The organism is Candidatus Accumulibacter necessarius (assembly GCF_036625085.1).
The window spans coordinates 1-24,885 of sequence record NZ_JAZKUM010000012.1 but is presented as its reverse complement, the minus strand read 5'-3'; the positions used below and the strand labels follow the sequence as shown (position 1 = coordinate 24,885).

At 62.9% G+C, this 24,885-nt stretch carries 14 protein-coding genes and 4 pseudogenes; 16 read left to right on the top strand and 2 right to left on the bottom strand.

The window, feature by feature from the left end:
• Window positions 1–12: 12 nt before the first annotated feature.
• The 6 genes and pseudogenes from V5B44_RS23505 (at window position 13) to cphA (V5B44_RS23480) (ending at window position 9,291) form a co-directional block, all read left to right on the top strand.
• Window positions 13–159: a hypothetical protein gene (locus V5B44_RS23505; RefSeq protein WP_332361456.1), complete on the top strand. Its 147-nt coding sequence runs from the start codon at window positions 13–15 to the stop codon at window positions 157–159.
• Window positions 160–649: 490 nt separating this feature from the next.
• On the top strand, window positions 650–1,405 hold the full coding sequence (locus tag V5B44_RS23500; protein WP_332361593.1) for a fused MFS/spermidine synthase: 756 nt from the start codon (window positions 650–652) through the stop codon (window positions 1,403–1,405).
• Between the two features lie 109 nt (window positions 1,406–1,514).
• Complete coding sequence (locus V5B44_RS23495; protein WP_434735524.1) at window positions 1,515–3,839, top strand: ABC transporter ATP-binding protein; 2,325 nt, start codon at window positions 1,515–1,517, stop codon at window positions 3,837–3,839.
• Window positions 3,836–4,310 (top strand): annotated as a pseudogene (locus V5B44_RS23490) (DUF1854 domain-containing protein). The gene V5B44_RS23495 and the pseudogene V5B44_RS23490 overlap by 4 nt, the downstream one beginning before the upstream one ends.
• Window positions 4,311–4,468: 158 nt before the next feature.
• Window positions 4,469–6,639: pseudogene (gene cphA / locus V5B44_RS23485) on the top strand (cyanophycin synthetase).
• Between the two features lie 71 nt (window positions 6,640–6,710).
• Window positions 6,711–9,291 (top strand): annotated as a pseudogene (cphA, locus tag V5B44_RS23480) (cyanophycin synthetase).
• A 43-nt stretch (window positions 9,292–9,334) separates the two neighbouring features.
• On the opposite strand, the gene V5B44_RS23475 reads toward cphA (V5B44_RS23480), so the two are convergent.
• Complete coding sequence (locus V5B44_RS23475; protein ID WP_332361455.1) at window positions 9,335–11,386, bottom strand: flagellar assembly protein A; 2,052 nt, start codon at window positions 11,384–11,386, stop codon at window positions 9,335–9,337.
• Window positions 11,387–11,755: 369 nt separating this feature from the next.
• Here V5B44_RS23475 and V5B44_RS23470 point away from each other — a divergent pair, with 369 nt between their 5' ends.
• From V5B44_RS23470 to V5B44_RS23440, 7 genes are all read left to right on the top strand, one after another.
• A complete protein-coding gene (locus tag V5B44_RS23470) occupies window positions 11,756–12,319 on the top strand; it encodes a glycine zipper family protein (protein WP_332361589.1) in 564 nt (187 codons plus the stop codon).
• Between the two features lie 306 nt (window positions 12,320–12,625).
• Entirely contained in the window at window positions 12,626–13,603 is a 978-nt protein-coding gene (locus V5B44_RS23465) for a pseudouridine synthase (RefSeq protein WP_332361454.1), read from the top strand.
• Between the two features lie 140 nt (window positions 13,604–13,743).
• Window positions 13,744–14,607, top strand: coding sequence for an HDOD domain-containing protein (locus V5B44_RS23460; protein ID WP_332361453.1), 864 nt, complete (start codon window positions 13,744–13,746; stop codon window positions 14,605–14,607).
• 33 nt (window positions 14,608–14,640) lie between these two features.
• Window positions 14,641–15,984, top strand: a complete 1,344-nt coding sequence (locus V5B44_RS23455) for a fused MFS/spermidine synthase (protein ID WP_332361452.1) — start codon at window positions 14,641–14,643, stop codon at window positions 15,982–15,984.
• A gap of 101 nt (window positions 15,985–16,085) precedes the next feature.
• The gene (locus V5B44_RS23450) at window positions 16,086–17,534 is read left to right on the top strand and encodes a tyrosine-type recombinase/integrase (protein WP_332361451.1); all 1,449 of its coding nucleotides are present in this window, start codon (window positions 16,086–16,088) and stop codon (window positions 17,532–17,534) included.
• 461 nt (window positions 17,535–17,995) lie between these two features.
• On the top strand, window positions 17,996–18,304 hold the full coding sequence (locus V5B44_RS23445) for an AlpA family phage regulatory protein (RefSeq protein WP_332361450.1): 309 nt from the start codon (window positions 17,996–17,998) through the stop codon (window positions 18,302–18,304).
• Between the two features lie 543 nt (window positions 18,305–18,847).
• A complete protein-coding gene (locus tag V5B44_RS23440; RefSeq protein WP_332361587.1) occupies window positions 18,848–21,070 on the top strand; it encodes a hypothetical protein in 2,223 nt (740 codons plus the stop codon).
• 109 nt (window positions 21,071–21,179) lie between these two features.
• On the opposite strand, the pseudogene V5B44_RS23435 reads toward V5B44_RS23440, so the two are convergent.
• Window positions 21,180–22,001 (bottom strand): annotated as a pseudogene (locus tag V5B44_RS23435) (IS1595 family transposase); the annotation flags it as partial.
• Between the two features lie 942 nt (window positions 22,002–22,943).
• Between V5B44_RS23435 and V5B44_RS23430 the strand changes: the two are divergent.
• The 3 genes from V5B44_RS23430 to V5B44_RS23420 form a co-directional block, all read left to right on the top strand.
• Entirely contained in the window at window positions 22,944–23,990 is a 1,047-nt protein-coding gene (locus tag V5B44_RS23430; protein ID WP_299157555.1) for a DUF475 domain-containing protein, read from the top strand.
• Between the two features lie 15 nt (window positions 23,991–24,005).
• Window positions 24,006–24,584 (top strand): TerD family protein, encoded by a 579-nt coding sequence (locus tag V5B44_RS23425; protein ID WP_287666940.1) that lies wholly within the window; start codon window positions 24,006–24,008, stop codon window positions 24,582–24,584.
• 45 nt (window positions 24,585–24,629) lie between these two features.
• Window positions 24,630–24,885 (top strand): VWA domain-containing protein (locus V5B44_RS23420; RefSeq protein ID WP_332361449.1); only part of this gene is annotated, 256 nt, incomplete at its 3' end.

Below are 24,885 nucleotides of genomic sequence, written 5' to 3'. Positions count from 1 at the left end.
CGCAGGATCTGGTTGCCGATCCCACCGCCGACGCTGCTGGCCTTGCCACGTGCGGCGCTGCTGGCGACCGCTTCGATCCCCCCTTCGCTGCGGCCCGCGCCGGCCGGTGCTGCCGGTGAGGATTTCGCCGGGGCCGCCGGACTCCTGATGCGGCGCTAGGGCGCTCTCGCGCAGTTTCGGGGCGGGTCGCCGCTGCGTCTGCCCGCCGCCGTGGTTGCCCCAGTCGTTGGCGGCGCCGGGGGCGGGCTGGGTGCTGGCCGGCTTGCCGCGTAGCAATTCGCAGGCCCATACGCGGTCGACCGGAGCACCGTAGGTGGTCAGCAACGGCGAGGCCCTGATCATCGCCTTGCGCTCGGTGGCGGTCAGCGGCGGTCAGCGGGCCCGAGAGAGAAGAACTCTCGTTCCCGCCTGGCCGTAGTCTCTCCCGTCAGCAGCGGACAGGCGCGCGGGGAAACGCAGCCGGCACCGGGGCGATCCGGCCATGCGCTAGAATGCGAGGCGAAAACCTTGACTCGCCTCCTTGAAAAACCGCAACTTGACCGAAGACACCGATGGCAGGAAAGACGCAGTCGTCTTCTGCAGCCCTGACGGGGTCATCGCCTCCCGCTGGCGGCTGCCCCTGTGCCTCCACCGGCTGCGGCAACGCCTGATGGCGCGCAGCTCGATAGAGATCAGCGAGCGAGCCGGCGTCCGTTACCTGCATTTTTCGTCGGACTGGGTGCAGGGTGCGATGCGCGTGCAGCGTCCCAATGCCCTGGAATTGCCCTACACGCGCGAGATGATGGCCGGATTGCTGCTGCGCGACCCGCCATGGCCGCGCCAGGCCTTGCTGATCGGTCTCGGTGCGGGATCGCTGGCCAAGTTCATCTACCACCGACTGCCGGCAACCAGGATCACCGTCGTCGAGATCGATCCGCAGGTGGAGATCGTCGCCCGGCTGCACTTCAAACTGCCGGACGACCCGCTGCGGCTGCGCGTGCTGATTGCTGACGGAGCCGAGTACATGCTCAAGGGCGACAGCCTGCATGATTACATCCTGATCGACGGCTTCGACCGGCACGCGCGCGCCGGCGTGCTCGATACCCTGCCCTTTTACCAGGCCTGTCGTGCCCGCCTGAGCCAGAGTGGATTGCTGGCAGTCAACCTGCTCGGTCGCGAGCGTGGCTTCGAGGCCAGTGCCGAACGCATCAGCCAGGCCTTCGACGGCCGCGCGCTGGTCTTTCCGTCCTGCGACAGCGGCAATACGATCGCCTTCGCCAGCGCCGGTGATCCGGTCGACCTCCGCTTCGACGAGCTGATCAAGCGCGCGAATCAGTGCCGGCAGGAGACCGGTCTGAATCTGTTGCCGACCATCGCTCGCCTGCAGCAGGAACGTCATTTGCCCAACGATTGGCTCAGGGTCTGATGCGACGGATCGTCGATCCGCTGGCGTGCCCCTCGGCAGCACCGTCAAGACGGGTATACTCGCCGGTTACGGTTGCCTGCGGCAGCCTTGTTCGAAAAGCGGCCAAGCCATGACCCAACCCGTTCTCGCATCGACAGCCCACGGCCCGGCGCTTGCCGGGTTGTCGCCAACGACCCCACCGGCCGCCTGGTCGGCGCAGCTGGCCAGCCAGATGTCTGATGACGAAGCAATCGTCGCCTGGCTCGAGATCGATCTCGACGCCAGCCTGCGCTTCGCCAGCGGCATCCTGGTGGTCAGCAGCGAACGCCTGCTGGTCCTGTCGGCTGACGACCGCCACTGGCAAAGCTGGACTTACCGGCCCGGACTGACCCTCAGCCGTCGCGACCATTCCGGCGTCGGAACGCTGGAACTCTGCGACACCGATGCCTTGTTGGCGAGCTGGCGTTACACACTGGGCGGCGACATTGCCGCCGGACGTCTGGTCGACCATTTCATGCGGCAGCTCACCTTCCGGGTCACCGGCGAAGTGCCGCCACCGTCTGCTCTGGCGCTCTGCCCGAAGTGCGAAACGCCTCTGCTCGCCGGGCAGGAGGAGTGCCCGGCCTGCAGCAAGGAGATCCACGAACCGCCTTCGACCTGGACGCTGCTGCGCCTGGGTCGCTTCGCCAGGCCCTACAAGGGGCAACTGATCCTAGGTTTCGTGCTCTCCCTGCTGACCACTGCCGCAACGCTGGTCGCACCGTACCTGACCATGCCGATGATGGACAAGGTGCTGATCCCCTACCAGAATGGCCAGCCGATCGACCCCGCCCTGGTGGCCCTCTATCTCTCCGGCCTGCTCGGCGCGTCGCTGGTCGCCTGGGTGCTTGGCTGGGGACGGACCTATATTCTGGCGCTGGTTTCGGAACGTATTGGCGCCGACCTGCGCACCACCACCTACGAGCATCTGTTGAAGCTCTCGCAGGAGTACTTCGGCGGCAAGCGGACCGGCGACCTGATGGCGCGGATCGGTTCCGAGACCGACCGGATCAACATCTTCATTTCGCTGCACCTGCTCGATTTCGCGACCGATGTGCTGATGATCGTCATGACGACGGCGATCCTGGTGTCGATCGATCCCTGGCTGGCGGCGGTGACCTTGTTGCCGCTGCCGATCATCGGCTGGCTGATCCACGTCGTGCGGGAGAAACTGCGTACCGGCTTCGAGCGCGTCGACCGCATCTGGGCAGAAGTGACCAACGTGCTTGCCGATACGATTCCCGGCATCCGCGTGGTCAAGGCCTTTGCCCAGGAGAGCCGCGAGGCCGCGCGTTTCCGCGCCGCCAATGTGCACAACCTGGAAGTGAACGACCGGGTCAACAAGGTCTGGTCGCTGTTCTCGCCGACCGTCACGCTGCTGACCGAAATCGGCCTGCTGATCGTCTGGGCTTTCGGTATCTGGCAGATCGCCGGCGATCAGATCACGGTCGGCGTGCTGACCGCTTTCCTGGCCTACATCAGCCGCTTCTACCTGCGCCTCGACTCGATGAGCCGCATCGTCTCGGTGACGCAGAAGGCGGCCGCGGGCGCCAAGCGTATTTTCGACATTCTCGACCATGTTTCGAGCGTTCCCGAGCCGATCAACCCGGTGCACCTGCCGAAGGTTTCCGGCCGCATCGAGTTGCGCAGCGTCGGCTTCCGCTACGGCACGCGCAGCGTCACCCGCGACATCAATCTGGTCATCGAACCCGGCGAGATGGTCGGCCTGGTCGGGCACAGCGGTTCCGGCAAGAGCACGATGGTCAACCTGATCTGCCGATTTTACGATGTCACCGAAGGCGCCATCCTGATCGATGGCGTGGACATCCGTTCGCTGCCGGTTGCCGAATACCGCAAACACATTGGCCTGGTGCTGCAGGAGCCCTTCCTGTTCTTCGGCACGATTGCCGAGAACATCGCCTACGGCAAACCCGAGGCCTCACGCGCCGAGATTGTCGCGGCGGCGCGCGCCGCGCACGCGCACGAGTTCATCCTGCGCCTGCCGCATGGTTATGACTCGCTGGTCGGCGAACGCGGCCAGGCGCTGTCGGGCGGCGAAAGGCAGCGGATTTCGATCGCCCGCGCGCTGCTGATCGACCCGCGCATCCTGATCCTCGACGAGGCCACTTCGTCGGTCGACACGACGACCGAGAAGGAAATCCAGAAGGCGCTCGACAACCTGGTGCGCGGACGGACGACGATTGCCATTGCCCACCGCCTGTCCACCCTGCGTGACGCCAATCGCCTGGTCGTTCTCGACCGCGGCAGCGTCGTCGAGGTCGGCAGCCACGACGAGCTGATGGCTTGCGAGGGCCATTACTACCGCCTCTACCAGGCGCAGGCCCGCAACGTCGACACCGAAGACGAGCTGCGCCGAATGGAAATCGATCCCAAGGACGAGGGAGACCGCGAATGAGCGACGCAGCCGACTATCAATTGCGCCGCAATGCCTTTGGCCGGCTCGAGTTGACCGGCAGCGACGGCGAGGTCCACGTCGGCGTGGTGCCGGTGCGCGCCTTCCCGATCAGCGCGGCCGACGATGGCGTCGCGCCTGGTCGACCCCTATGGCCACGAACTGGCCTGGATCGACCAGCTTGGCGACCTGCCGGACGAGCTGCGCACCCTGGTCGAAGCCGAACTGGCGCAGCGCGAGTTCATGCCGAAATCACGCGCATCGTCAGCGTCGCAGCTTCGCCACGCCGAGCACCTGGCAGGTCGAAACCGATCGCGGCCCGGCAACCCGTTTCGTCCTCAAGGGCGAAGAGGACATCCGCCGCCTGACGCCACCGGCATTGCTGATCGCCGACAGTCATGGCATCCACTTCCTGATTCGCGACCGCTCGCGCTCGACCAGCACAGCCGGCGAATTCTGGACCGCTTCCTGTGAGCCGGCGACGGCCATTTCGGCATCGTTTCGCTGGTCGGTCAGCCGATTGATGAATGCCGCGTTATACCGACGATAATCCGGGCCTGGCCTGTTGTCCGCTTGCCTTCCGCCTGTGCCGCGCTGCTCTGCGCCAACCTTCCCGTGCCTGGACTGACGCCATGAAAACGAAAGACATCAAGTTCCTTGAAATCCGCTACCTGCGGGGTCCGAACATCTGGACCTACCGTCCGGTCATCGAAGCGGTCGTCGATATCGGCGAACTCGAAGACTTTCCTTCGAACACCATCCCCGGTTTCTACGAGCGCCTGACGGCTCTGCTGCCATCGCTGAGCGAGCACCGCTGCAGCTATGGCGAGCCCGGCGGGTTCCTGCGGCGGGTGCAGGAGGGCACCTGGCCGGCCCACATGCTCGAACACATCACGCTCGAACTGCAGAACCTGGCCGGCATGCCCGGTGGCTTCGGCAAGGCGCGGGAAACCTCGACGCGCGGTGTCTACAAGGTGGTTGTCCGTGCCTGGCACGAGGACGTCACCCGCGCCTGCCTGCATGCCGGCCGCGACCTGCTGCTGGCCGCCATCCAGGACCGGCCTTTCGATGTCCCGCCACCGTCGAGCGCCTGGCCGACATGGCCGAGCGCAAGCTGCTCGGGCCGAGTACCGGTTGCATCGTCGAAGCGGCGACCGCCAAGGATCGTCGCATACCGGCAATCCGCCTGCTGGCCACCGGCAACCTCGTGCAATTGGGTTACGGCGCGCGCAGCCGACGCATCTGGACCGCCGAAACCGACCGCACCAGCGCCATCGCCGAGGGCATCTCGCGCGACAAGGATCTGACCAAGATGCTGTTGAAATCGTGTGGCGTGCCGGTCCCCGAGGGGCGCCTGGTCGATAGTGCCGAAGATGCCTGGGAAGCGGCCGAGGAGATCGGGCTGCCGGTGGTCGTCAAGCCATCCGACGGCAACCACGCCCGCGGCGTGTTCACCAATCTGATCGCGCGCGAAGAGGTCGAGTCGGCCTATGCCGCCGCGGTCGTCGAAGGCAGCGGCGTCATCGTCGAACGCTATGTGCGTGGCTCGGAGCATCGCCTGCTGGTCATTGGCGGCAAGCTGGTCGCCGCCGCACGCGGCGAGACCGCCCGGGTCATCGGTGATGGCCGTTCGACGATCGACGAACTGATCGACAGCCAGATCAACTCCGACCCGCGACGCGGTGCCGCTGAGGAATTCCCGCTCGACATCATCGCCCTGGCCGACAACCCGGTTGCCCGGCTCGAGGTTTCACGGCAGGGGTTTGCGCCGGATTCGATCCCGCCGGCGGGTCGCGAGGTCCTGATCGTGCGCAGCGGCAACCACACCGATGATGTCACCGACCTCGTGCACCCGGAGACGGCGGCCACCGCCTCGCTCGCCGCGCGTATCGTCGGACTCGACATCGCCGGCGTCGACCTGGTCTGTGAAGACATTTCGCAGCCGCTCGATGGCCAACGCGGCGCGATTGTCGAGGTCAATGCCGGTCCTGGCCTGCTGATGCACCTCAAGCCAGAAAGCGGCCAGCCACGCCCGGTCGGTCGCGCCATTGTCGATGAATTGTTCCCCAACGGGGACGACGGCCGCATCCCGGTGGTCGGCGTCAGCGGCAGCCTGGGCAAGACCACCGTCGCCCGACTGATCGCCCGCCTGCTTGCGCTATCCGGAAAGCATACGGGTCTGGCCTGTAGCGCCGGCCTGTTCGTTGACCGGCGCTGCATCGACAAGGGCGACTGCGCGAACTGGGGATCGGCAAACCGGATCCTGATGAATCGCTCCGTCGAAGCCGCCGTTCTCGAAAACGGCAGCGATACCATCCTTGGCGAAGGCCTGGCCTATGACCGCTGCCAGGTCGGCGTGGTCACCAATGTCGACGCGCCGCGGCACTTTGGTCGCTACGATGTCAACACGCCCGAACAGGTATTCACCGTCCTGCGTACCCAGGTCGATCTGGTGCTCCCGGCGGGTGCTGCCGTACTCAATGCGAATCAGCCCATGCTGGTCGAGATGGCTGCCCTGTGCGACGGCGAAGTGATCTTCTTTGCTGCCGATCCCGAGTTGCCGACGATCGTCGAACACCGGGCGCAGGGCAAGCGCGCAGTCTTCGTACGCAACGGCCGGGTGGTACTGGCCAGCGGCGAGTACGAGACGCCGATCGTCAGCCTGAAGGGCATTCCGCTGACCGACGGCGGGCAGCTCGGCTTCCAGGTCGAAAATGTCCTCGCGGCCACGGCTGCGGCCTGGGCCCTGGGCGTCGGTCCGGAACTGATACGCACCGGGCTGGAAACCTTCACCGTCGTCTGAACCGAAACCACCAGCAGGGATCCGGGCACGGCCGCCGGCATCCGCACTGAACCAGAAAGAGGAAACTGTTCATGGAAGTCTCGCGTATCCGCGCTCTGCGCGGTCCCAATCTCTGGAGCCGGCATACGGCGATTGAAGCAATCGTCTGCTGCACCGAAGTCGAGTGCAACATCGACCACCTGCCGGGCTTCGAGAACCGCCTGCGTGAGCGCTTCCCCGAGTTGGCCATGCTGCGACCGCTCGGTCATGAGGAAGCGGTATCGATGGCCCAGGCACTGGAGTTTGCCGCACTGGGGCTGCAGGCACAGGCGGGATGCCCGGTGACTTTCAGCCGAACGGCGCAGACCACTGAAGCGGGTACCTACCAGGTGGTCGTCGAATACAGCGAAGAGGCGGTTGGCCGATTGGCCTTCGAACTTGCCCAGAACCTTTGCTCAGCGGCTGTCGACGACAAGCCTTTCGAACTCGACGAGGCGCTCGACCGTTTGCGCGAACTCGACGAGGATGTGCGTCTGGGACCAAGTACGGGGGCAATCGTCTATGCGGCAGCGGCGCGCAACATCCCCTACCGTCGGCTGACCGAGGGGAGCATGGTGCAGTTCGGCTGGGGCAGCCGCCAGCGGCGGATTCAGGCAGCGGAAACCGATCGTACCAGCGCGGTCGCCGAATCGATCGCCCAGGACAAGGAGCTGAGCAAGGTTCTGCTGCACGCTGCCGGGGTCCCGGTACCCACTGGTCGGCCGGTGCTCAGCGCCGAGGACGCCTGGGCAGCCGCCTGCGAGATCGACGGACCGGTCGTCGTCAAGCCACAGGATGGCAACCAGGGCAAGGGGGTCGCGGTCAATCTGAGTACGCGTGAGCAGATTGAAGCGGCCTACGCGATCGCTTTTGAAGTCAGTGACGAAGTCCTCGTCGAGCGCTACATTCCCGGCCACGACTACCGACTGCTGGTGGTTGGCGACAAGCTGATCGCTGCCGCCCGACGGGATCCACCGCTGGTCATCGGCGATGGCGTGCGCAACATTCGCCAGTTGGTCGAGCGTGTGAACCAGGATCCACGACGTAGCGAAGGCCACGCCACGTCGCTGACCAGAATCCGACTCGACGAGGTGGCGCTGGCGCGCCTGACCAGCGCTGGCCTCACGCCGGAATCGATCCCGGCGAGAGGCCAGCGCGTGGTCCTGCGCAACAACGCCAATCTGTCGACCGGCGGCACGGCAACCGACGTCACCGATGACGTGCATCCCGATTTCGCGGCTCAGGCGGTCGCGGCGGCGCAGACGATCGGCCTCGATATTGCCGGCGTCGATGTCGTCTGCGACGGCGTCCTGCGGCCGCTTGAAGACCAGGGCGGCGGCATCGTCGAAATCAACGCGGCGCCGGGACTGCGCATGCACCTGCAGCCGTCGTTCGGCAAGGGGCGGCCGGTGGGCGAGGCGATCATTGCCAACATGTTTGCCGCCGGCGATGATGGACGGATTCCTATTGTTGCCGTCGCCGGAACGAACGGCAAGACGACAACCGTGCGCCTGATCGCCCACATCCTTGGCCAGCAAGGTCTGCGCGTCGGCATGACGACGACCGACGGCGTCTATATCGAGGGTCGGCGCATCGATACCGGTGACTGCAGCGGCCCGAAGAGCGCCAGAAACGTCCTGCTGCACCCTGGCGTCGACGCCGCCGTGCTCGAGACGGCGCGCGGTGGTGTCCTGCGTGAGGGGCTCGGCTTCGACCGCTGTGATGTCGCCGTCGTTACGAACATCGGCCTCGGTGACCATCTGGGACTATCCTACATCAGCACGGTCGAGGATCTCTCGGTCGTCAAGCGCGTGATCGTCAACAACGTTCGGCCGGGGAGCGGTGTTGCGGTGCTCAACGCCGCCGATCCGATGGTCGTGAGGATGGCCGATTCGTGCCCCGGCAGCGTGACCTACTTCGCCTGTGACCGGAACCATCCGGTCATGGCGATGCACCGCGCCCAGCGCAAACGGGTCGTCTATCGCGATGGCGATTCGATCGTCGCCTCCGGAGGCGGTATTGAGTACCGCATCGCGCTGGCGGAGATTCCGTGACACAAGCCGGCGCCATTGGCTTCCAGGTCGAGAATGCCATGGCGGCGATCGCCGCCGTTTGGGCCCTGGGGCTGGACTGGGCGATCATCGAGCGGGGACTGGCCAGTTTCGTCAACGACGCCGCGACCGCACCCGGACGTTTCAACGTCTTCAGCTATCGCGGGGCGACCTTGATTGCCGATTACGGGCATAACCCGGACGCCATTCAGGCGCTGGTTGACGCCATCGACAACCTGCCGTCGGCGGCGGGTGCCAAGCGCTCGGTGGTCATCAGCGGTGCCGGCGACCGGCGCGACGAGGACATCCGCCAGCAAACGCAGATCCTGGGTGGCGCTTTCGATCGGGTTGTGCTCTATCAGGACCAGTGCCAACGGGGTCGTGCCGATGGCGAAGTGCTTGCGTTGTTGCAGGAGGGTCTGAAGGACGCTGAACGAACCTCGGAGATCCGGGAGATCCATGGCGAGTTTCTGGCCATCGACAGCGCTCTGGCCGAACTGCAGGCGGGGATCTCTGCCTGATCCTCATCGATCAGATCGAGGAAGCGCTTGAACACATCGCCCGGCGGGTAGCGGAGGCGTAGTACCAGCCGTCGAGTTCGCGCCCGCCCTCGACCGCACCGGCACTCAGGCCGACGGCGGGCGGTAACTCCAGGCAAAGTGGCCGGCGGTCCCAGAAAACAGCAGCCGGGTGGCCGGATCGGTTCTGCGCAGTCTCGCCTTCAGGTCCTTGCCGGGCAGAGCGCTCAGCGGGGTATCGGCCAAGCGCAGCAACAAGGTACTGACCCGCGTTTCCCCTTCGACGCGCTCGACCGTACAGGCGATACCGCTGCAGGCCTGTTCCCTGGCCGCGGTTACTTCGTTGTGCTGGCTGCGCAGGGCATTCAAATTGCCATCCAGCTCCCTGGCCACTTCCGCCAACTGAGACATCGTCCGCAAAACGGGTGCGACCAGGGCCGAGAGCCTGCGCCAGCCAACTTGCTGCTCCGCACTCAGGGTGACTTCCTGGCGGCGCAGCTTCCCCGCCAGTAGCAGGTAACTGGCGACCTCCTTCTCGCTGCGCAAGGCATCGATCCGGGAACGATGCTCGGCAATTTCCTTGTCCAGCGCCGCACATTTCTTCTCCAGGGCAGCGATCTGTGCCGCGTACGTGGACAGGTCAGGCAGGAGGAGCAGCAAAACGGTGTCAAGCTCGCGCCGCGAACGAGCAGTTTGCACGATTATCGCCCTGGCGGCCACACCACAGGCCTCCGAAACATCGAGCGTCACCTCATCGGCGACGATGGCGCAGTTCGTCGCTTGCCCGACAACTACCTGGCGACCCAGAAGCACGCAGTTGTCCGCTTGCCGGACAGTGATGCATCCGTGGTGTGCGGTCAGCGTCGCGCCGGAAGCCATGCCCTCGACGACAATGTCGCCTTCATCATTGCTGGCACTGCCGCCGACCAGATTGTGCTTCAGGCAGACCACCCCGCCGCTCGAAACGATGTTGCCAAAAACGTCAGCGTAAGCCGTGATGCTGCGACACTGGACGACCCGCTTCTCCTGGATCTCGCCGTGCTGCTCGTACACTTCGCCGGTCAGCAGGAGGTCGCCGGTGGTGCGCACACTGACGCCCTCGTGACTGACGATCTTGTCGGCAACCGAGAACTGGTTGCTGCGCCGGTCGATATTGAGAAAGCCACAGACCGAGGCCAGCAGGTATTCGCCATCCGCCTCCCGGTTGATGCGGGTCCCGGGGCCGGCCAGGCTCTCCAGGTCGCAGTCCTTGGGCAACGGTGCCGGCAGCGGCTCGCCACTGATGTCCCAGCCGTCGAGGCCCGGCGTGCGCGGCGTCTTTTTGACCAGGCGTATTCCGGCGGCGACTTGCGGGTAGCGAGTTTCGAACTGGCGAAGGTCGACTCGATCCCCGAGCAGCCGACGGGGTGCGTTGTTGCGGCGAAGTCCAGGTGCCTGTTCGACAATCTCGGCATCCTTGCCGGGAACACATGGCCGGCTGCGGGCAACCACCCGGCGCGCGGGTTTGTCGAGTTCGATCCCTTCGCGCACCACCACGACGTCGATACCGAAGCGCACGCCTTTTGTCCAGGCACTGGCGATGAATTCGTCGACGTCGAGGTAAACCCGTGTCTCGGCTGGTTGGTGGCCGCGGTCCGAGACTGGCTGAGCGAGGTCTTCACCCTGCTCGACAAACGCCTGATCACTTTCTTCTTCGCGATAACGCGGCTCGAAGAGATAGGCTGCTTCGCCGTTTTCGATCAGCGGCGCCTGGTACAGCGCCTGGCGCTCCGGCCGGAGCGATGTGATGTCGGCCGCCAGGAATACCTCCTCGCCGGCATTCATGCCAACGCCGATGGGATCGTCGTAGAGCAGGGAAAGGAAGCGGGGGTAATCAAGCCCCCGGAAGTAAAGGCCCGACGCGAAGACGCGATTGACGAAGTCGGAAAAGTCGGTGGCCGACTCCAGCCGCGAAAGACTGACATACAGGCCAGCGTCGCGCTGTACGATGAATCGCGACAGCGCGATCTGTCCCTCCTGAAGGTCGGCCAGGTTGCCGATGGCGCTTTCCGGATGTTGTGGCATGACGGCAGTCAGATCAAGGTCGATTCCCAGCGCGGAAGGCCCGCCGCGTCTGGTGCGTGTCAAGGGCTGCTCGGCAGCCCCGTCGTTCAGCTTCATGCGAGAATCACGGTGTGCCCACAATCACGGGCCGTCGGCCGACTGCATCACAGCAGTGCAGCCGACGGTTCGTTGCCCGGTCATCACGCCCACAGCTCTGTCGCCAGCAGCGTACCAGAAACCGCAAGCGCCAACACCCTCTGTTTTCCGGTTCAGTGCCCGCGCCAATGCGCGACTGGCAGCGGGAGAACTGCGCCCGGATCAGACGGCCAATGCTGGTCGCGGGTGAACAGGCTTTCGAAACGCGTCAGCCTTTGGGCGCCGCCTGCGTTATTAAGTGTTTCAAGCAGGTGTTGACCGCGCACTGGTACGTACCCCGGGCGATGATCCGCGCCGACCAGATGTCTTGCCACCAGGAACCGCCCCGTGATGCCCAGCCTCCGCCATAGCCCACCGCTGTTGATCCTCATCTTAACCGCCTGTGTCAGTCTGCCACCGGAGGGTCCGAGCGTGATGACCCTGCCGGGAACGGGCCAGAGCTTCGCGCAGTTCCGCGCCGACGACGCCATGTGCAAGGACTATGCGCGCCAGATGATCAGTCCGAGAACCCCTGAAACGGCGGCCGTCGATGCCGGCGTGGCGAGCGCCGTGCTGGGAACGGCAGTTGGCGCTGCGGTTGGTGCCGCTGTCGATGGGTCGAGTGGTGCCGCCGTTGGCGCCGGTGTTGGCCTGCTCGTTGGCAGTACCAGCGGAGTCGCGGCCAGCAATGCATCGAGCTATGCCCTGCAGCAGCGGTACGACCAGAGCTACGTGCAGTGCATGTACTCGCGCGGTCACAAGGTGCCGCTGATTGGTGGCTATTCACTACAGAATGCGAACGCTGGCCGGCCCTTTGCTGCCACCGCTCTTCCACCACCCCCCCCACCGCCACGTGGCAGCCCACCACCACCGCCACCGCCGCGTGGCGCACCCCCACCACCCCCGCCGCGTTAGCACAGGAGGGATGGCGGCAGGCAATTCCGAGCGCGGCCGCGGTAAGTTCTGGCGTAAACTACGCGCCCCGACCCGACGAAAAGCCATGCCATGTCCCGCGCGACCCTGAAGCTACCGAAAAGACCCGCCAGCTCTGCTGCTCCCGGCGAAGCGAGGGCGCCTGCGCGCCGGCCGATTCGCGGCGGTTCTCCGACATCGAAGCATGCCACGCAGCAGCCGGCTGACGGCAAGCCGACAGCACCGACTCCGCCAGCCACGAAAGCTGCGAAAAACCATCCACAACGTGGAATAGCGCGCAGCACCGGCGTGCGCGCCTTCCCTCCGGCGCCGCAACGCACCGAGCGTGAGGCGCTTCCGCCAACCCCGGTCGCGGATGTCTCGCCGGCAGCACCGATTCTGCCGGCCACGAAAGCTGCCAAAAAACATCCGCAACGTGGAATAGCACGCAGCACCGGCGCGCGTGCCTTCCCTCCGGCACCGCAGGGGTCGCGACCGACGCCGCCGGCTGAAGCGCCAGCCGCCGCGGCCAGTAGTCAACGTGGTCTGGCGAAGGAGTCACCGCGGCTGTCGAAGCTGGTGAGCGCACAGGCCCAGTGTTCGCGGCGCGAAGCTGACGAGTGGATCGAAAATGGCTGGGTGACGGTGGACGGCGTCGTCATCACGACGCTTGGTGCGCGGGTGAACCCGAAGGCCAGGATCCAGGTCAAGGAGGCGGCGAGCAAGCATCAGACGGAAAGCGTCACCATCCTGTTCAACAAGATTCCGTGCGGCGATCTCGATGCGCCGGCAGGGAACGGGCGCGAGAACCCGGTCGAATCGATCCGTGCCGAGAACCGTTGGCCGGAAGACGGCTGCCCGCTCCGTTTCAAGGTCGGCCACCTGCGCGGGTTGGCTCTGGCCGGCAGACTTGAGCCCGAGGAGGGTGGCATGCTGGTGTTTACCCAAGAGGGTAGCGTCGCCCGCCGACTGACTGGTGGCGATTCCAGGCTGGAGAAGGAATACCATGTCCGCGTCGAGGGTGAGTTGCTGCCGGGTGGCTTGGAGCTGCTCCGGTATGGCCTGTCGCTCGACAAGGTCAAACTGCTGCGCGCGGAGGTGTCCTGGCTGAGTGAGCAGCAATTGCGCTTGGTCCTGCACGAAAACAGGAAGCGACAGATCCAGGGCATGTGCGAGCAGGTGGGCTTGCGGGCGACCGACATCAAACGCGTCCGGATTGGCAGCGTATCGCTTGGCAAGCTGGCTCCCGGGCAATGGCGCTACCTGCGGACGGGGGAGCGCTTTTGACCTTTCAGGCAAACCGCCACCGGCAGCTTGCAGGCTGACGAGGCTGGGACTACCATCTGCCTGATCGCGCTGGACAGCGGCAAGGGAAGCTGTTCCGCTGTCAACGCATTCTTCGGACGCCCTTGTTGAAGGCGACACCCATGTTCGACAAGCACCCGCCCCGCGACCTGGCTGGCTGGCTGGCCTTCGTCAGCGGCAGAGAAATGCCCGTTCTACGCCAGACGGCGCGCCGCCTCGACGAGGCGCGTCAGAATATCGACCGGGTCAACGGCCGCGACATCACTGACATCGTGCTACAGGACCCGTTGTTGGCCATCCGCGTCCTGGCCTACATTCAGGCTGGCAGCCGTCGCCGCCTGCAAAGCGACATCACGAATATCGCCAGCGCGGTGATGATGCTCGGCGTCGACCCTTTTTTCCGGCAGTTCGACCGGCCGCTGACGCTCGAGGGCATGCTCAGCGGTCAGCCGCAGGCCCTGCTCGGCGTACTGCAGGTGATCCTGCGCACACAACGTGCCTCACGCTACGCCCACGAGTGGGCGTTCGCGCGGCATGACATGAACGTTGAGGAAGTGGCTCTCGCCGCGCTGCTGCATGACCTCGCAGAGATCCTGCTATGGTGCTTTGCGCCGGATCTGGCAATCGAGATTCGCTCGCGGCTGCAGGCCGACAGATCACTGCGAAGCGCCAGCGTGCAGCAGGAGGTGCTCGGGTTTCCGCTGGCCGAACTGCAGTTGGCGCTCTGCCACGCCTGGCATCTACCCGAGCTGCTGACGACGCTGATCGACGACGGCAACGCGCATCTGTCCAGGGTGCAGAACGTGAAACTGGCTGTCAACCTCGCTCGCCACTCGATCGATGGCTGGGCTGACCCGGCCATACCGGATGACCTGAAAGCCGTCCAGGACCTGCTGCACATCAGCCGCGAAACCCTGCTCCACCGGCTGCAGTTGCCGCCCGAACTCCTGCCCCGATTCCTTCGTGAAGGTGCTGCTGGAGTATAGTGCCGGCTTACTCCGCCCGGCGCACACTCCCGCATGCCACGTCTGCTGCTCTTCCTCATTGTCTTCATTGAAGGCTTCTGCTCGCTTGGCGCCGAAGTCATCGCGTTGCGCCAGATCATCCCGCACATGGGCAGCTCGATCGTCGTCACCGCACCCACAATCGGTTTCTTTCTTCTTGCCCTGGCCCTGGGTTACCACGCCGGGGCAAAGATCGACGACGAGTATCTCGATGTCGTGGCGAGGAACTTTCTGCTCGCGGCCTTGCTGATCGGCGTCGGTCTGGCCGGGGTGAGCGTTGATCTGATCTTTGCTGCAATCCGTCCGCCGGAACTCGCCTACCTGGTGCTCGTTGCCGGCGTACTCGGTCCGATCGCCTGGCTGCTCGGGCAGACCGTACCCATCCTGACCAATCTGCTACAGCACGAACGCGTCGGCGAGGCCAGCGGACAGGCACTTTACTACTCCACGCTCGGCTCCTTTCTCGGTTCGCTGTCCTTGTCGCTGCTGGTCATGCAATGGCTAGGCGTGTCGGCAGCCGTGGCGCTCTGCGCACTGTTGCTGGTCGTCGGCTTCGTGCTGTTGCGCGGTCGCGGCTGGGCCACCACCACCGCCGGCTTGACGGTCATCACCCTGGCCGTTCTCGCCAATGCCTGGCTGCGCCCGGAAATCGAAACGGCTTACGCCAGCTACCTGGTGGTGCCGGCCAAATACGACGGCGCGATCAACGGGCAAGCCTTCAAGAACAACAACTCGTTCGCGTCATTGATCGACGAGTCAGAACCGCCACACTACGCGCGCTACATCCGGCATGTTCGTAGTCTCCTGCTCGATGACCTTGGCTTCCGTGACCGCCGGATTCTGGTCCTCGGCGCCGGCGGCTTCACGCTGTCACACCGCGAACCGCGCAACCATTACACCTATGTCGATATCGACCCGGCGGTCCGCGGAATCGCCGAAAAGCATTTTCTCCACACAGCCGCGCGCGGCGACTTCATCGCCGACGATGCACGCCGCTTCGTGATCCGGACCGAGGAGCGCTTCGCTGCCATGCTGGTGGACGTCTACGGCGCCCACTCGTCGATCCCCGGCCACCTGGTCACGCGCGAATTCTGGCAGGCGACGCGCCGGGTACTTGAACCCGATGGACTGCTGATTGCCAACCTGATTCTCGACAGCGCCCTCGCCACGCCCTACTCGCGCAACCTGCTGGCGACCATCGAGAGCATCTACGGCCGCTGTGCCGTCGAAGTGCTGCAGAAGAAGCAGGTGCTGGCCAACGTGGTGGTCACCTGCCGTAACGGTGAGCCCCCAGAACCGGCTCGCCTGTTCATCGACGAACGCAACACCGCCGACTTCGATCTGGCGCGCTCGCGCTGATCAGGGCATCGCATCGCGTCGCTTCGCTTCGCGGCACGCCCAACGACGGTCAGACCTTTCGGTCGCGATGCCGATCGGTACTGCTTTGTCGGGCGGAAGCGGTGTCCGCCATTTGGCATACTCACACCGTATCATGCAATGTCATGAACCCTTTATTTGCAAGGCTTACAGGCATATCGCTTGACTCGCACCGTATCATGACGGAACATACAAGCTCATCTTTTTTGATGGGACTCATGATGGAACGGCAATCTAGCACGGTGGGATCAAGCGAGGCGCATGGCGACATGGCGCCCGAGGTCCGGAAACGTGGTCGGCGAAAAGTCAAAGCGCTATCGCCAATCGAGGTGCAGCGACTCACTACGCCGGGCATGAACTTCGTCGGCGAGGTCGCGGGCCTGGCGCTGCTCGTCAAGGTGACTGGCGCACGGAGTTGGATACTGCGCTGCTCGATAGCCGGCAAGCGGCGCGACATGGGGCTGGGCGGATTTCCTGATGTGACCTTGGCGGATGCACGGCGGCGCGCACGCGACATGCGCGAACGGATCGACAACGGAGAAGACCCCATTGGCCAGCGTCGGGAGTCCCGCGCTGCACTACGAGCGGCGCTCGTCAAGGCCATGACGTTCGACCAATGCGTGGACGCCTATCTGAATGCACACAACGAGTCGTGGAGCAATCCCAAGCACCGGCAGCAATGGCGCAACACCTTGACCAGTTACGCCGGGCCAGTCGTCGGCGCGTTGAACGTAGCGCACATCGAAACCGGACATGTGCTCAAGGTCTTGGAGCCGATCTGGAAAACGAAGACCGAGACGGCTAGCAGGCTACGGGGTCGCATGGAGTCGGTCTTGTCCTGGGCGACCACCCGCGGCTATCGCACCGGCGAGAATCCGGCGCGATGGAAAGGCCACTTGCAAAACCTGCTTGCCATGCCGTCGAAGATTGCCAAGGTCGAACACCATGCGGCGCTTCCCTATCGAGAGCTTGGCGCATTCATGGCTGATCTGTCGCGGCGAGAAGGCATCGGTGCACGTGCTCTCGAATTCGCCATCCTGACGGCGGCGAGGTCGGGCGAGGTCCGCGGCGCGGCCTGGGCAGAGATCGACCTGGAGGCCGCGTTATGGACAGTTCCCGGCGAGCGCATGAAGGCCAAGAACGAGCACGCCGTACCGCTTTCAGACGCGGCGCTGGCCATCCTGCGGGCGCTGCCACGCGAGGGCAGTCTGGTATTCCCCGGCGCACGGGAAGGCCGGCCGCTGTCCGACATGAGTCTGACCGCTGTACTGCGGCGCATGGGCCGCGGCGATTTGACCGCGCACGGATTCCGTTCGACGTTCAGAGACTGGGCCGCAGAGCAAACGGCGTACCCGCCTGACGTTGTGGAAATGTCTCTGGCGCACACCATCACCAACAAGGTCGAGGCGGCTTACCGGCGCGGCGACCTGATCGAGAAGCGGCGCAGGCTCATGGGCGACTGGGCGCAGTTCTGCGCGAAGGCCCCGAGCGATGGCAAGGTGCTACCAATTCGCGGGAGTAAGGCGGGCTGATCGAATCTTTTTGCGGTGCTGGGGCTTGTCGCAAACAGTAATCGCTCCCTGTCACAAAATCACGACACTTCGTTACAAAATAATTACAAAGCGGCTTTTCGCATAGTCTCGATTGTCTCAAGACATATCAAGCCGTAACAGTGCGCAGTCCATTTCAGGCAAGCGGCCGACAGATTTTCCCGGCGTGTGACGGCAGCGGCTTTAGTCCGGAGCAATTTCCGATGCAGCTGCGCATAACGTCGGGGGTCGGACCGTATAATAGCCTCACACCGTGTTCTAGGAACTCATAGAGGCGCGGATTTCACAACTTTAACAAGGAGGTACAGCAACTAATTCACGGGGCAAATGGGGACGCACCAATTGCGTTATGGCATAAAAATCGGAGAGAGGTTTCTTCACCATGCACAGACTTGACCGGACCATACTCGCGCCGCATTGGCGCAATTTATTAAGGATTCATCATGAATTCGTCATCACCCGAACTCGTTTCTCGCAAAAAAATCGCCGAAGGCGTCGAGGCGAGTTTTCCCAATTCTGATTCGGCGCATCTTCGGCGAAAAGAAGTCGGCCTTCCCGACGCTCTCAAAGATTTTGATCTCCTTCCTGATTCGGCCAGCGTTCGACTGCCGGTAGTCCGGGGGCTGAAAGCGTGTTCGTCCGCAACGATCTGGCGCATGGTAAAGCGCGGCGACCTGCCCGCGCCCCGAAAACTCTCCCAACGCATCACAGCTTGGAACGTCGGCGAGCTTCGAAAATCCCTTGCGGGTTAATCGGAGGCTAACCATGACGACCAACGAAAAAGCCGCTCCGGAGGCTAACCGGGCGGCTTCAAGCACTGCATTCTCTAGCCGCAATTCTACCGCAACTGACCCGCTGAAGGGATGGTTCCTCAGTATCTCGACGACGGCTTCCTGCGTCGTCAGTTTGTCCGCACCAATGGCCGCGGCGCTGCTCGCTCTGATCCAAGGAGGGCGGCTATGAACGCTCCCCTTGAATTCACCCCGGCCATAGACGACAACAGCGAAATTGACACTTCTGGTTGTTCGCCAGAAAAAGGCGACAAAGCCGAAGAACCCGATAACGGAGCCTTCATGGCCGCCGTGTTTCATGCGCTGCCGGATGGCGCGGCCGCGACCGTCACATCATTCTTGGGCAACCCCGCTACCTCAAAGCAGTGGGGAAATTGCGCGCCATTCGGGAAGATCGAGACACCGGCGACTGCAAACAATTATTTCTGCGTGTCCAGCCACTATCCCGGCGATGATGGGGTAGTTCGTCGGAAAAAGACCAATTTCGCGGGTCTGCACTGCATAATGCTTGACGACATCGGAAACAAGATTCCGGCTGATCGCGTGAGCATGGCCCCGAGTTGGTCTATCGAAACAAGTCCTGGCAATCATCAAGTAGGTTTCATTCTTGACGGGCCGGTACTCGACGCGGCGGCGGCTGATCGGCTGATGAATGCCATCATCACCGGCGGGCTGTGCGATCCTGGGGCGAATGGTCCCACGGCCAGACTTGCACGGCTGCCGATAGCGATCAACGGCAAGTATGAAGGTCCGTTTCAGTGTCGCCTGGTGGAGTGGCGCCCCGATCTTCGCTACTCAGTGGAAGCGATTGTCGAAGGGTTGGAAATCGAGCTCGCCCCGGCCGGCCGGCCGAAACGCCAGCGCAAAAGCGCAGCGGTCCGTTCAGCCCCGGCAGAAACCGCGGACGATAACGATGATGTGTATCTGGCTGCCCCGGCGGCAAATCCGGTCATTGCAGAACTGAAAAAGCGCGGCATGTACAAAATGCCTCTCGGCGGCGCAAAGCACGACATCACGTGCCCATGGGTTCATGAGCACACCGACGCGCTAGACACCGGCGCGGTGTATTTCGAGCCCGACGACCTGTACCCCCGTGGCGGATACCACTGCTGCCATTCGCACGGGCCAAAGTTCAAGATCGGGGCGCTGCTTGAATTCCTCAGCGTTGACGTCGTCTCGGCGAAAATGAAGCCGACCATCAAGGTGTCCGGCGGCGAGCTGCATCGCATTGTTGATCGAGCCGAGCAAGAGCTTGCAAAGAGCGGCAAGTATTACCAGCGTGGCGGGCTGATCGCCAGCATATCCACAGACCCGGCGACGGGAGAAAGCCAGATCATACCGACCAGCAAACCGGCGATGACGCGCGCCCTTTCCTGCGCGGCCGTGTGGCTGAGATTCGATAAGCGGTCTGATGAGTGGGTAGCGTGCGACCCGCCAGAGCGGCACTGCATTGTGCTGTTCTATGCCCAGACCTATGCGCACATGCCCCCATTGTCCGGCATCGCCCGACAGCCCTACATGCGGTCCAGCGGGCATATCGTATCGACCGCAGGCTACGACACAGATAGCGCAATGTTTGGCGTCTTCGATGCGCGGCAGTTCAGCATCCCCGACAGTCCCGGCAAAGAAGATGCCGCGGCGGCGCTGGGCCGTTTGTCCGATCTGCTCAATGAATTTTCCTTTGCCGCAGAGTGTGACAAGGCAGCGGCGCTCGCCATGCTGCTGACGGCGGCGATACGGCCATCGCTGCCGCACGCGCCCATGTTCCACGTCCGGGCGCCAGTGCAGGCCAGCGGCAAGTCGTTTCTGTGCAAGCTTGCTACGGCGCTGGCAACGCCCGCCCCGCCATCGCCTGTATCATTTCCGGATTCGGAAGAGGAGTGCGGCAAGCTGCTGCTCGCGCTCCTGCTCAAATCCCCGGCCGTGATCGAGTTTGACGACCTGAACACGGACCTGCTGCCGTTCGACAAGCTGAAAACGGCCATCACTGAGGAGAGCATCGGCGGCCGAATCCTATGCGCGTCCAAGGATGCGACGGTCAGCACCCGGACGCTGTTCCTGTCCAGCGGTAACAACGTCGGGCCGATCAAGGATATGTGTCGGCGCGTGCTGACGATCAACATTGACCCGCTGTGCGCAACCCCGGCGGAGCGCCGTTTCAAGCGCCCCAACTTGCTGCGGGAGGTTCGCGCCAATCGCGGCAGGCACGTGTCCGACGTGCTGACGATCGTCAAAGCATGGGCTCTGGCCGGCCGGCCGGAATCCGACATCTCCCCTATCGCCAGTTTCAGCGATTGGTCTGGCTACTGCCGGCATTCGCTCATCTGGCTTGGCTTGCCCGACCCGGCAACGACCTTGTTCGCTCAGATGAGTGACGACCCCGACGCGGAACTACTCGGGCGCCTGATAAAAGAATGGACGGATGCACTCGGGGCGGCCGCGGCTGGCGTGCGTGATCTGGTGGCGCGTGCAGATTTTGACAAGGCCGGCGAGTTATCGAGCGTGATCCGCGAAATCGCGGAAGATCGCGGCGGCGCTATCAATCGGAGTCGTCTCGGCTGGTGGATCAAACGCCATGAAGGCCGTTTTGTCGATAATCGGCGAATCCTCCCCGACAAGTCGGCGGGCGGGAACGCCAAAGTTTGGCGGATCGTATCGGGTTCTTCGGGTTCGGCGGCTTTTTCCAGCCAACAACCAAAAGTGTCAATTCCTCTCTCGCGTTGGTGAGGTCGAGATATGACAACGGCCGAGATCCTCAAAGCACCGGCGGCGGATGGCGTGACTCTCGCGCTGTCGTCGTCCGGGGCGATCCAGGCGGCGGGAGAACGAGCCGCGGTCGGCGGAAGCGGGAGAAATACGATTCCGCCAGGTTGTTGGTCGTGCCATCATCGGCGCGGTACGCCTTGCCGTGGTTCACCCGGCGGACCGCGTACTTGGCAGGGAGCCGGTCGTAGGCGTCCGCTTCGTCGGCACAGATCACGGAACCCTTGGCGAGGTAGACCGGCGCCAGCTTGCCGATGTCGGCCTGGTTCTCGTTGTTCAGGATGAAGGTCAGCGTCTTCCTGGCCCCGGCGTTGCCGGCCTCGACCTCCGCCTCGGTGTAGGCCTCGCGCATCACCAGGATGCAGCGCTTGTCCGGGTCTTGATTCTCCGCCAAGCGCCGGTCTACCCGGTCTTCCTTCTTGTTCGCCGGCCGGACCGTCCCGCCAACGTACGCCCCGTCTACGTGAATCTCGCCCTGCAGGGCGGATTCGTCCCGGCTCACCAACAGGCTCTCCCGTAGCTTGTGCAGGAGGACGTAGGCGGTCTTGTGGGACACGCCCAGGTCGCGGCCCACCTGCAGGGCAGAAATGCCCTTCACGGCGTTGGCAAACAGGATCGCCGCCGCAAGGTACAGGCGCAGGGGCAGCTTGTGGAAGGCGAAGATCGTTCCGGACGTGACGGAGAAATCTTCCTGGCAGCCCGCGCAGCGCCAAATCTTGCGGGTCGGGCGGAAATAGTGCCGGTGCGCCATGCCGCAGTGCGGGCAGACCACTTCCTTCCCTTCGCCCCAGCGCAGGTGGCGGAACAGGGCAAAAGCGTCATCGTCACTCATGGCCAGGACCTGAACCACGGACAGGGTACGGGCTTCGGCTTTCAGCAGGAAATGTAAACTCATCGCGCCGGCTCATGGGGGTGGGTCATGAGGATCAGTGTAGGACTCTACGGGCTCACAGAGTGAGCCCGCCAGAAAAAAGTTCGGCGCCGCCGTGGGGCTCCTTAGAGATTAGGGGTGGTTGCTCCATAATGCCGGAAATTTCTGGTTGGTGATGGGCAAATGGCCATGAGCAATTGCCAAGACGCGGCCGTCTTGGAAGCGTCTAGCGATCTGCACTACTTACGTGTTCCACGCGGGTTGTGAATACCGCAGTGGCTCCTTGATTCATCGTCGCACCAATCGTGCCTGTTCCGCGCTACAATGCCCGTGAGGGCGAGGTGGCTACGCAACTAGTTTGGGCATTTCCAGATCTCGGCCGATTGCCACGTCAGCGACAGGTGTGTGGTAACTGTAGTGCAGATGAGGTCCGTGGTGATTTCGCCCGACGGTCGGTGGGAATCGTCACCAAGAGCTCGCGGGCCCGTTGCGACGTGTGCCTGCGCTGCGGCACAGCCAGGTCTAGGTAGCCGACACGTATGGGCGACTTGATCGGTTTTTCTATGACGTGTCAAGGCAAGCAGAAGATGGCCGTGATCGTCAGGCACTTGCAGGAGGGCGGTTTCGAATACAGCGCAACCCTGTCGGCGTCCGCTCGCAGTCTCGCAGCCATGACCTATCGCCTTTCCGAACCAAACTTCGCCAGACCCGAGGAGGACACCTTATAACATGGTAGTCGTGTTCTTGATGAACAAACGTGGCACTCGGCATTTCCCGAAGGGGGAAGCGCCGCTTTTTCAGTTCTCGCGCCTCACCGGCTTCACTTCAGCCGCGTAGCCCGGCATCCTAGTCACGTTGGATCAGACCGAACCATTGTCCTTTCGCCAGCGAGTGGATTCTTGTCCTCTCTTTGAGCCGATTCCTCTGGTTTGAGGAGATCGTAAACTTCATCAACGGGAGGTCCCAATGAAAGATTTTCGAGTTTCTCTTGCTGTGACCATCGTCTGCCTTTGCGTGGCCGCCTTTTGGGGCGCCAAGAACGGAATGGGGATGGTGCAGGCTGTGGTTCTTGCAGCGATGCTTGGAGTTATGGAGGTGAGTCTGTCGTTTGACAATGCCGTGGTGAACGCATCTGTGCTGAAGGACATGGAGGAGAAGTGGCAGCAGGTGTTCCTGACCATCGGGGTACTGATAGCAGTGTTCGGCATGCGCCTTTTTTTCCCGATTGCGATCGTGTCTGTAGCCACTGGCTTAGGGATGGGGGATGTGGCGACCATGGCGCTGGAGCGACCCGAGGAGTATTCCAGACACCTTACAGATAGCCACCATGGCATCGCAGCATTCGGTGGCTTGTTCCTCTTACTCGTCTTCCTGACGTTTCTATTCGACGAAGGGAGGGACCTTCATTGGCTTGGAGTGATAGAAGAAAGACTCGCGAGTCTGGGAAAATTGGACTCCATTGCAGTGATGACGGCCTTGATCATTCTCTTTTGCATGCAAATGTGGTTACCGCTAGACCAGCCGACTCGGTTGAAAGTGCTGGTGGCGGGGCTGGGAGGAGTAATCCTGTTCGTGGCCGTTAGCAGTCTTGACACTTTTTTTGAAAGCGAGCAAGTGGGAGAAGAGGCTGTCTCGACAGCCAAGCGCAACGGTGTTGCGGGCTTTCTCTACCTTGAGGTCTTGGATGCTTCGTTCTCCTTCGACGGAGTGATCGGCGCTTTTGCGGTCACGCGCGACGTCGTGATAATTATGTTGGGGCTGGCCATCGGTGCGATGTTTGTCCGTTCGCTGACTGTCCACCTTGTCAGGAAAGGTACGCTCGACGAATACGTGTTTCTTGAGCACGGAGCACACTACGCGATTGGCGCGTTAGCTGTCATCATGCTTTCAGGCATAGTTGTCCATGTTCCAGAGATGGTGACCGCTTCGATCGGTGTCGCGTTCATTGCGCTGGCGCTGGTGTCCTCGATCCGTTACAAGCGGCGCGAGCCGGAAGGCTTATCAGTAAAGTAGCTTAAGGAGATTGAAATGGCTGTTTCACTCAGTAAGGGCGGCAACGTCTCGCTGTCAAGAACGGTGCCGAGTCTCAAACACATCCTGGTTGGTCTTGGCTGGGACGCACGTTGCACCGACGGCGCCAACTTCGACCTCGATGCAAGCGCTTTCTTGCTCGCGGAAAGTGGGAAAGTGCGACGTGATGAGGACTTTGTCTTTTACAACCAACTTGTTTCATCATGCGGCTCGGTTAAGCATACGGGCGATAACACCACTGGAGCGGGCGACGGCGATGACGAGGCGCTAGAGATTGACCTCGATAGGGTACCAGACCATGTCAAGCGCTTGGCCGTCTGTGTGACTATCCACGATGCGGAGGACCGCAGGCAGAATTTTGGGCAGGTGTCGGACGCGTACATGCGCATTGTGAATATGGACAACGACGTAGAGATCGTGCGATTTGACCTTTCCGAGGACTACAGTACCGAGACAGCGATGATTTTTGGTGAGGTCTACCGTTACGGCGCCGAGTGGAAATTCAAAGCTGTCGGTCAGGGCTTCAGCGGCGGACTTGGTGCCATGTGCGGACAGTTCGGTGTCACAGTAACCTAGCTGACTTCCCAACAAGAATCACTGAAACGAAAAAAAGGAAAAACGATGAGAAGGCTGCCCGTATACCTGTTGCTCGACACTTCAGGTTCCATGAGTGGAGAACCGATTGAAGCCGTCAAGAACGGCGTTCAGATTCTTGTTTCGACCCTGCGCCAAGATCCCTATGCGTTGGAGACTGCGTTCCTATCCATCATCACATTTGACAGCGCCGCGAAACAGGTTGTTCCGCTGACCGAACTGGCAACATTTCAGACCCCCCCCATCTCCGCCAGCGGCAGCACGGAACTCGGCGCAGCTCTGA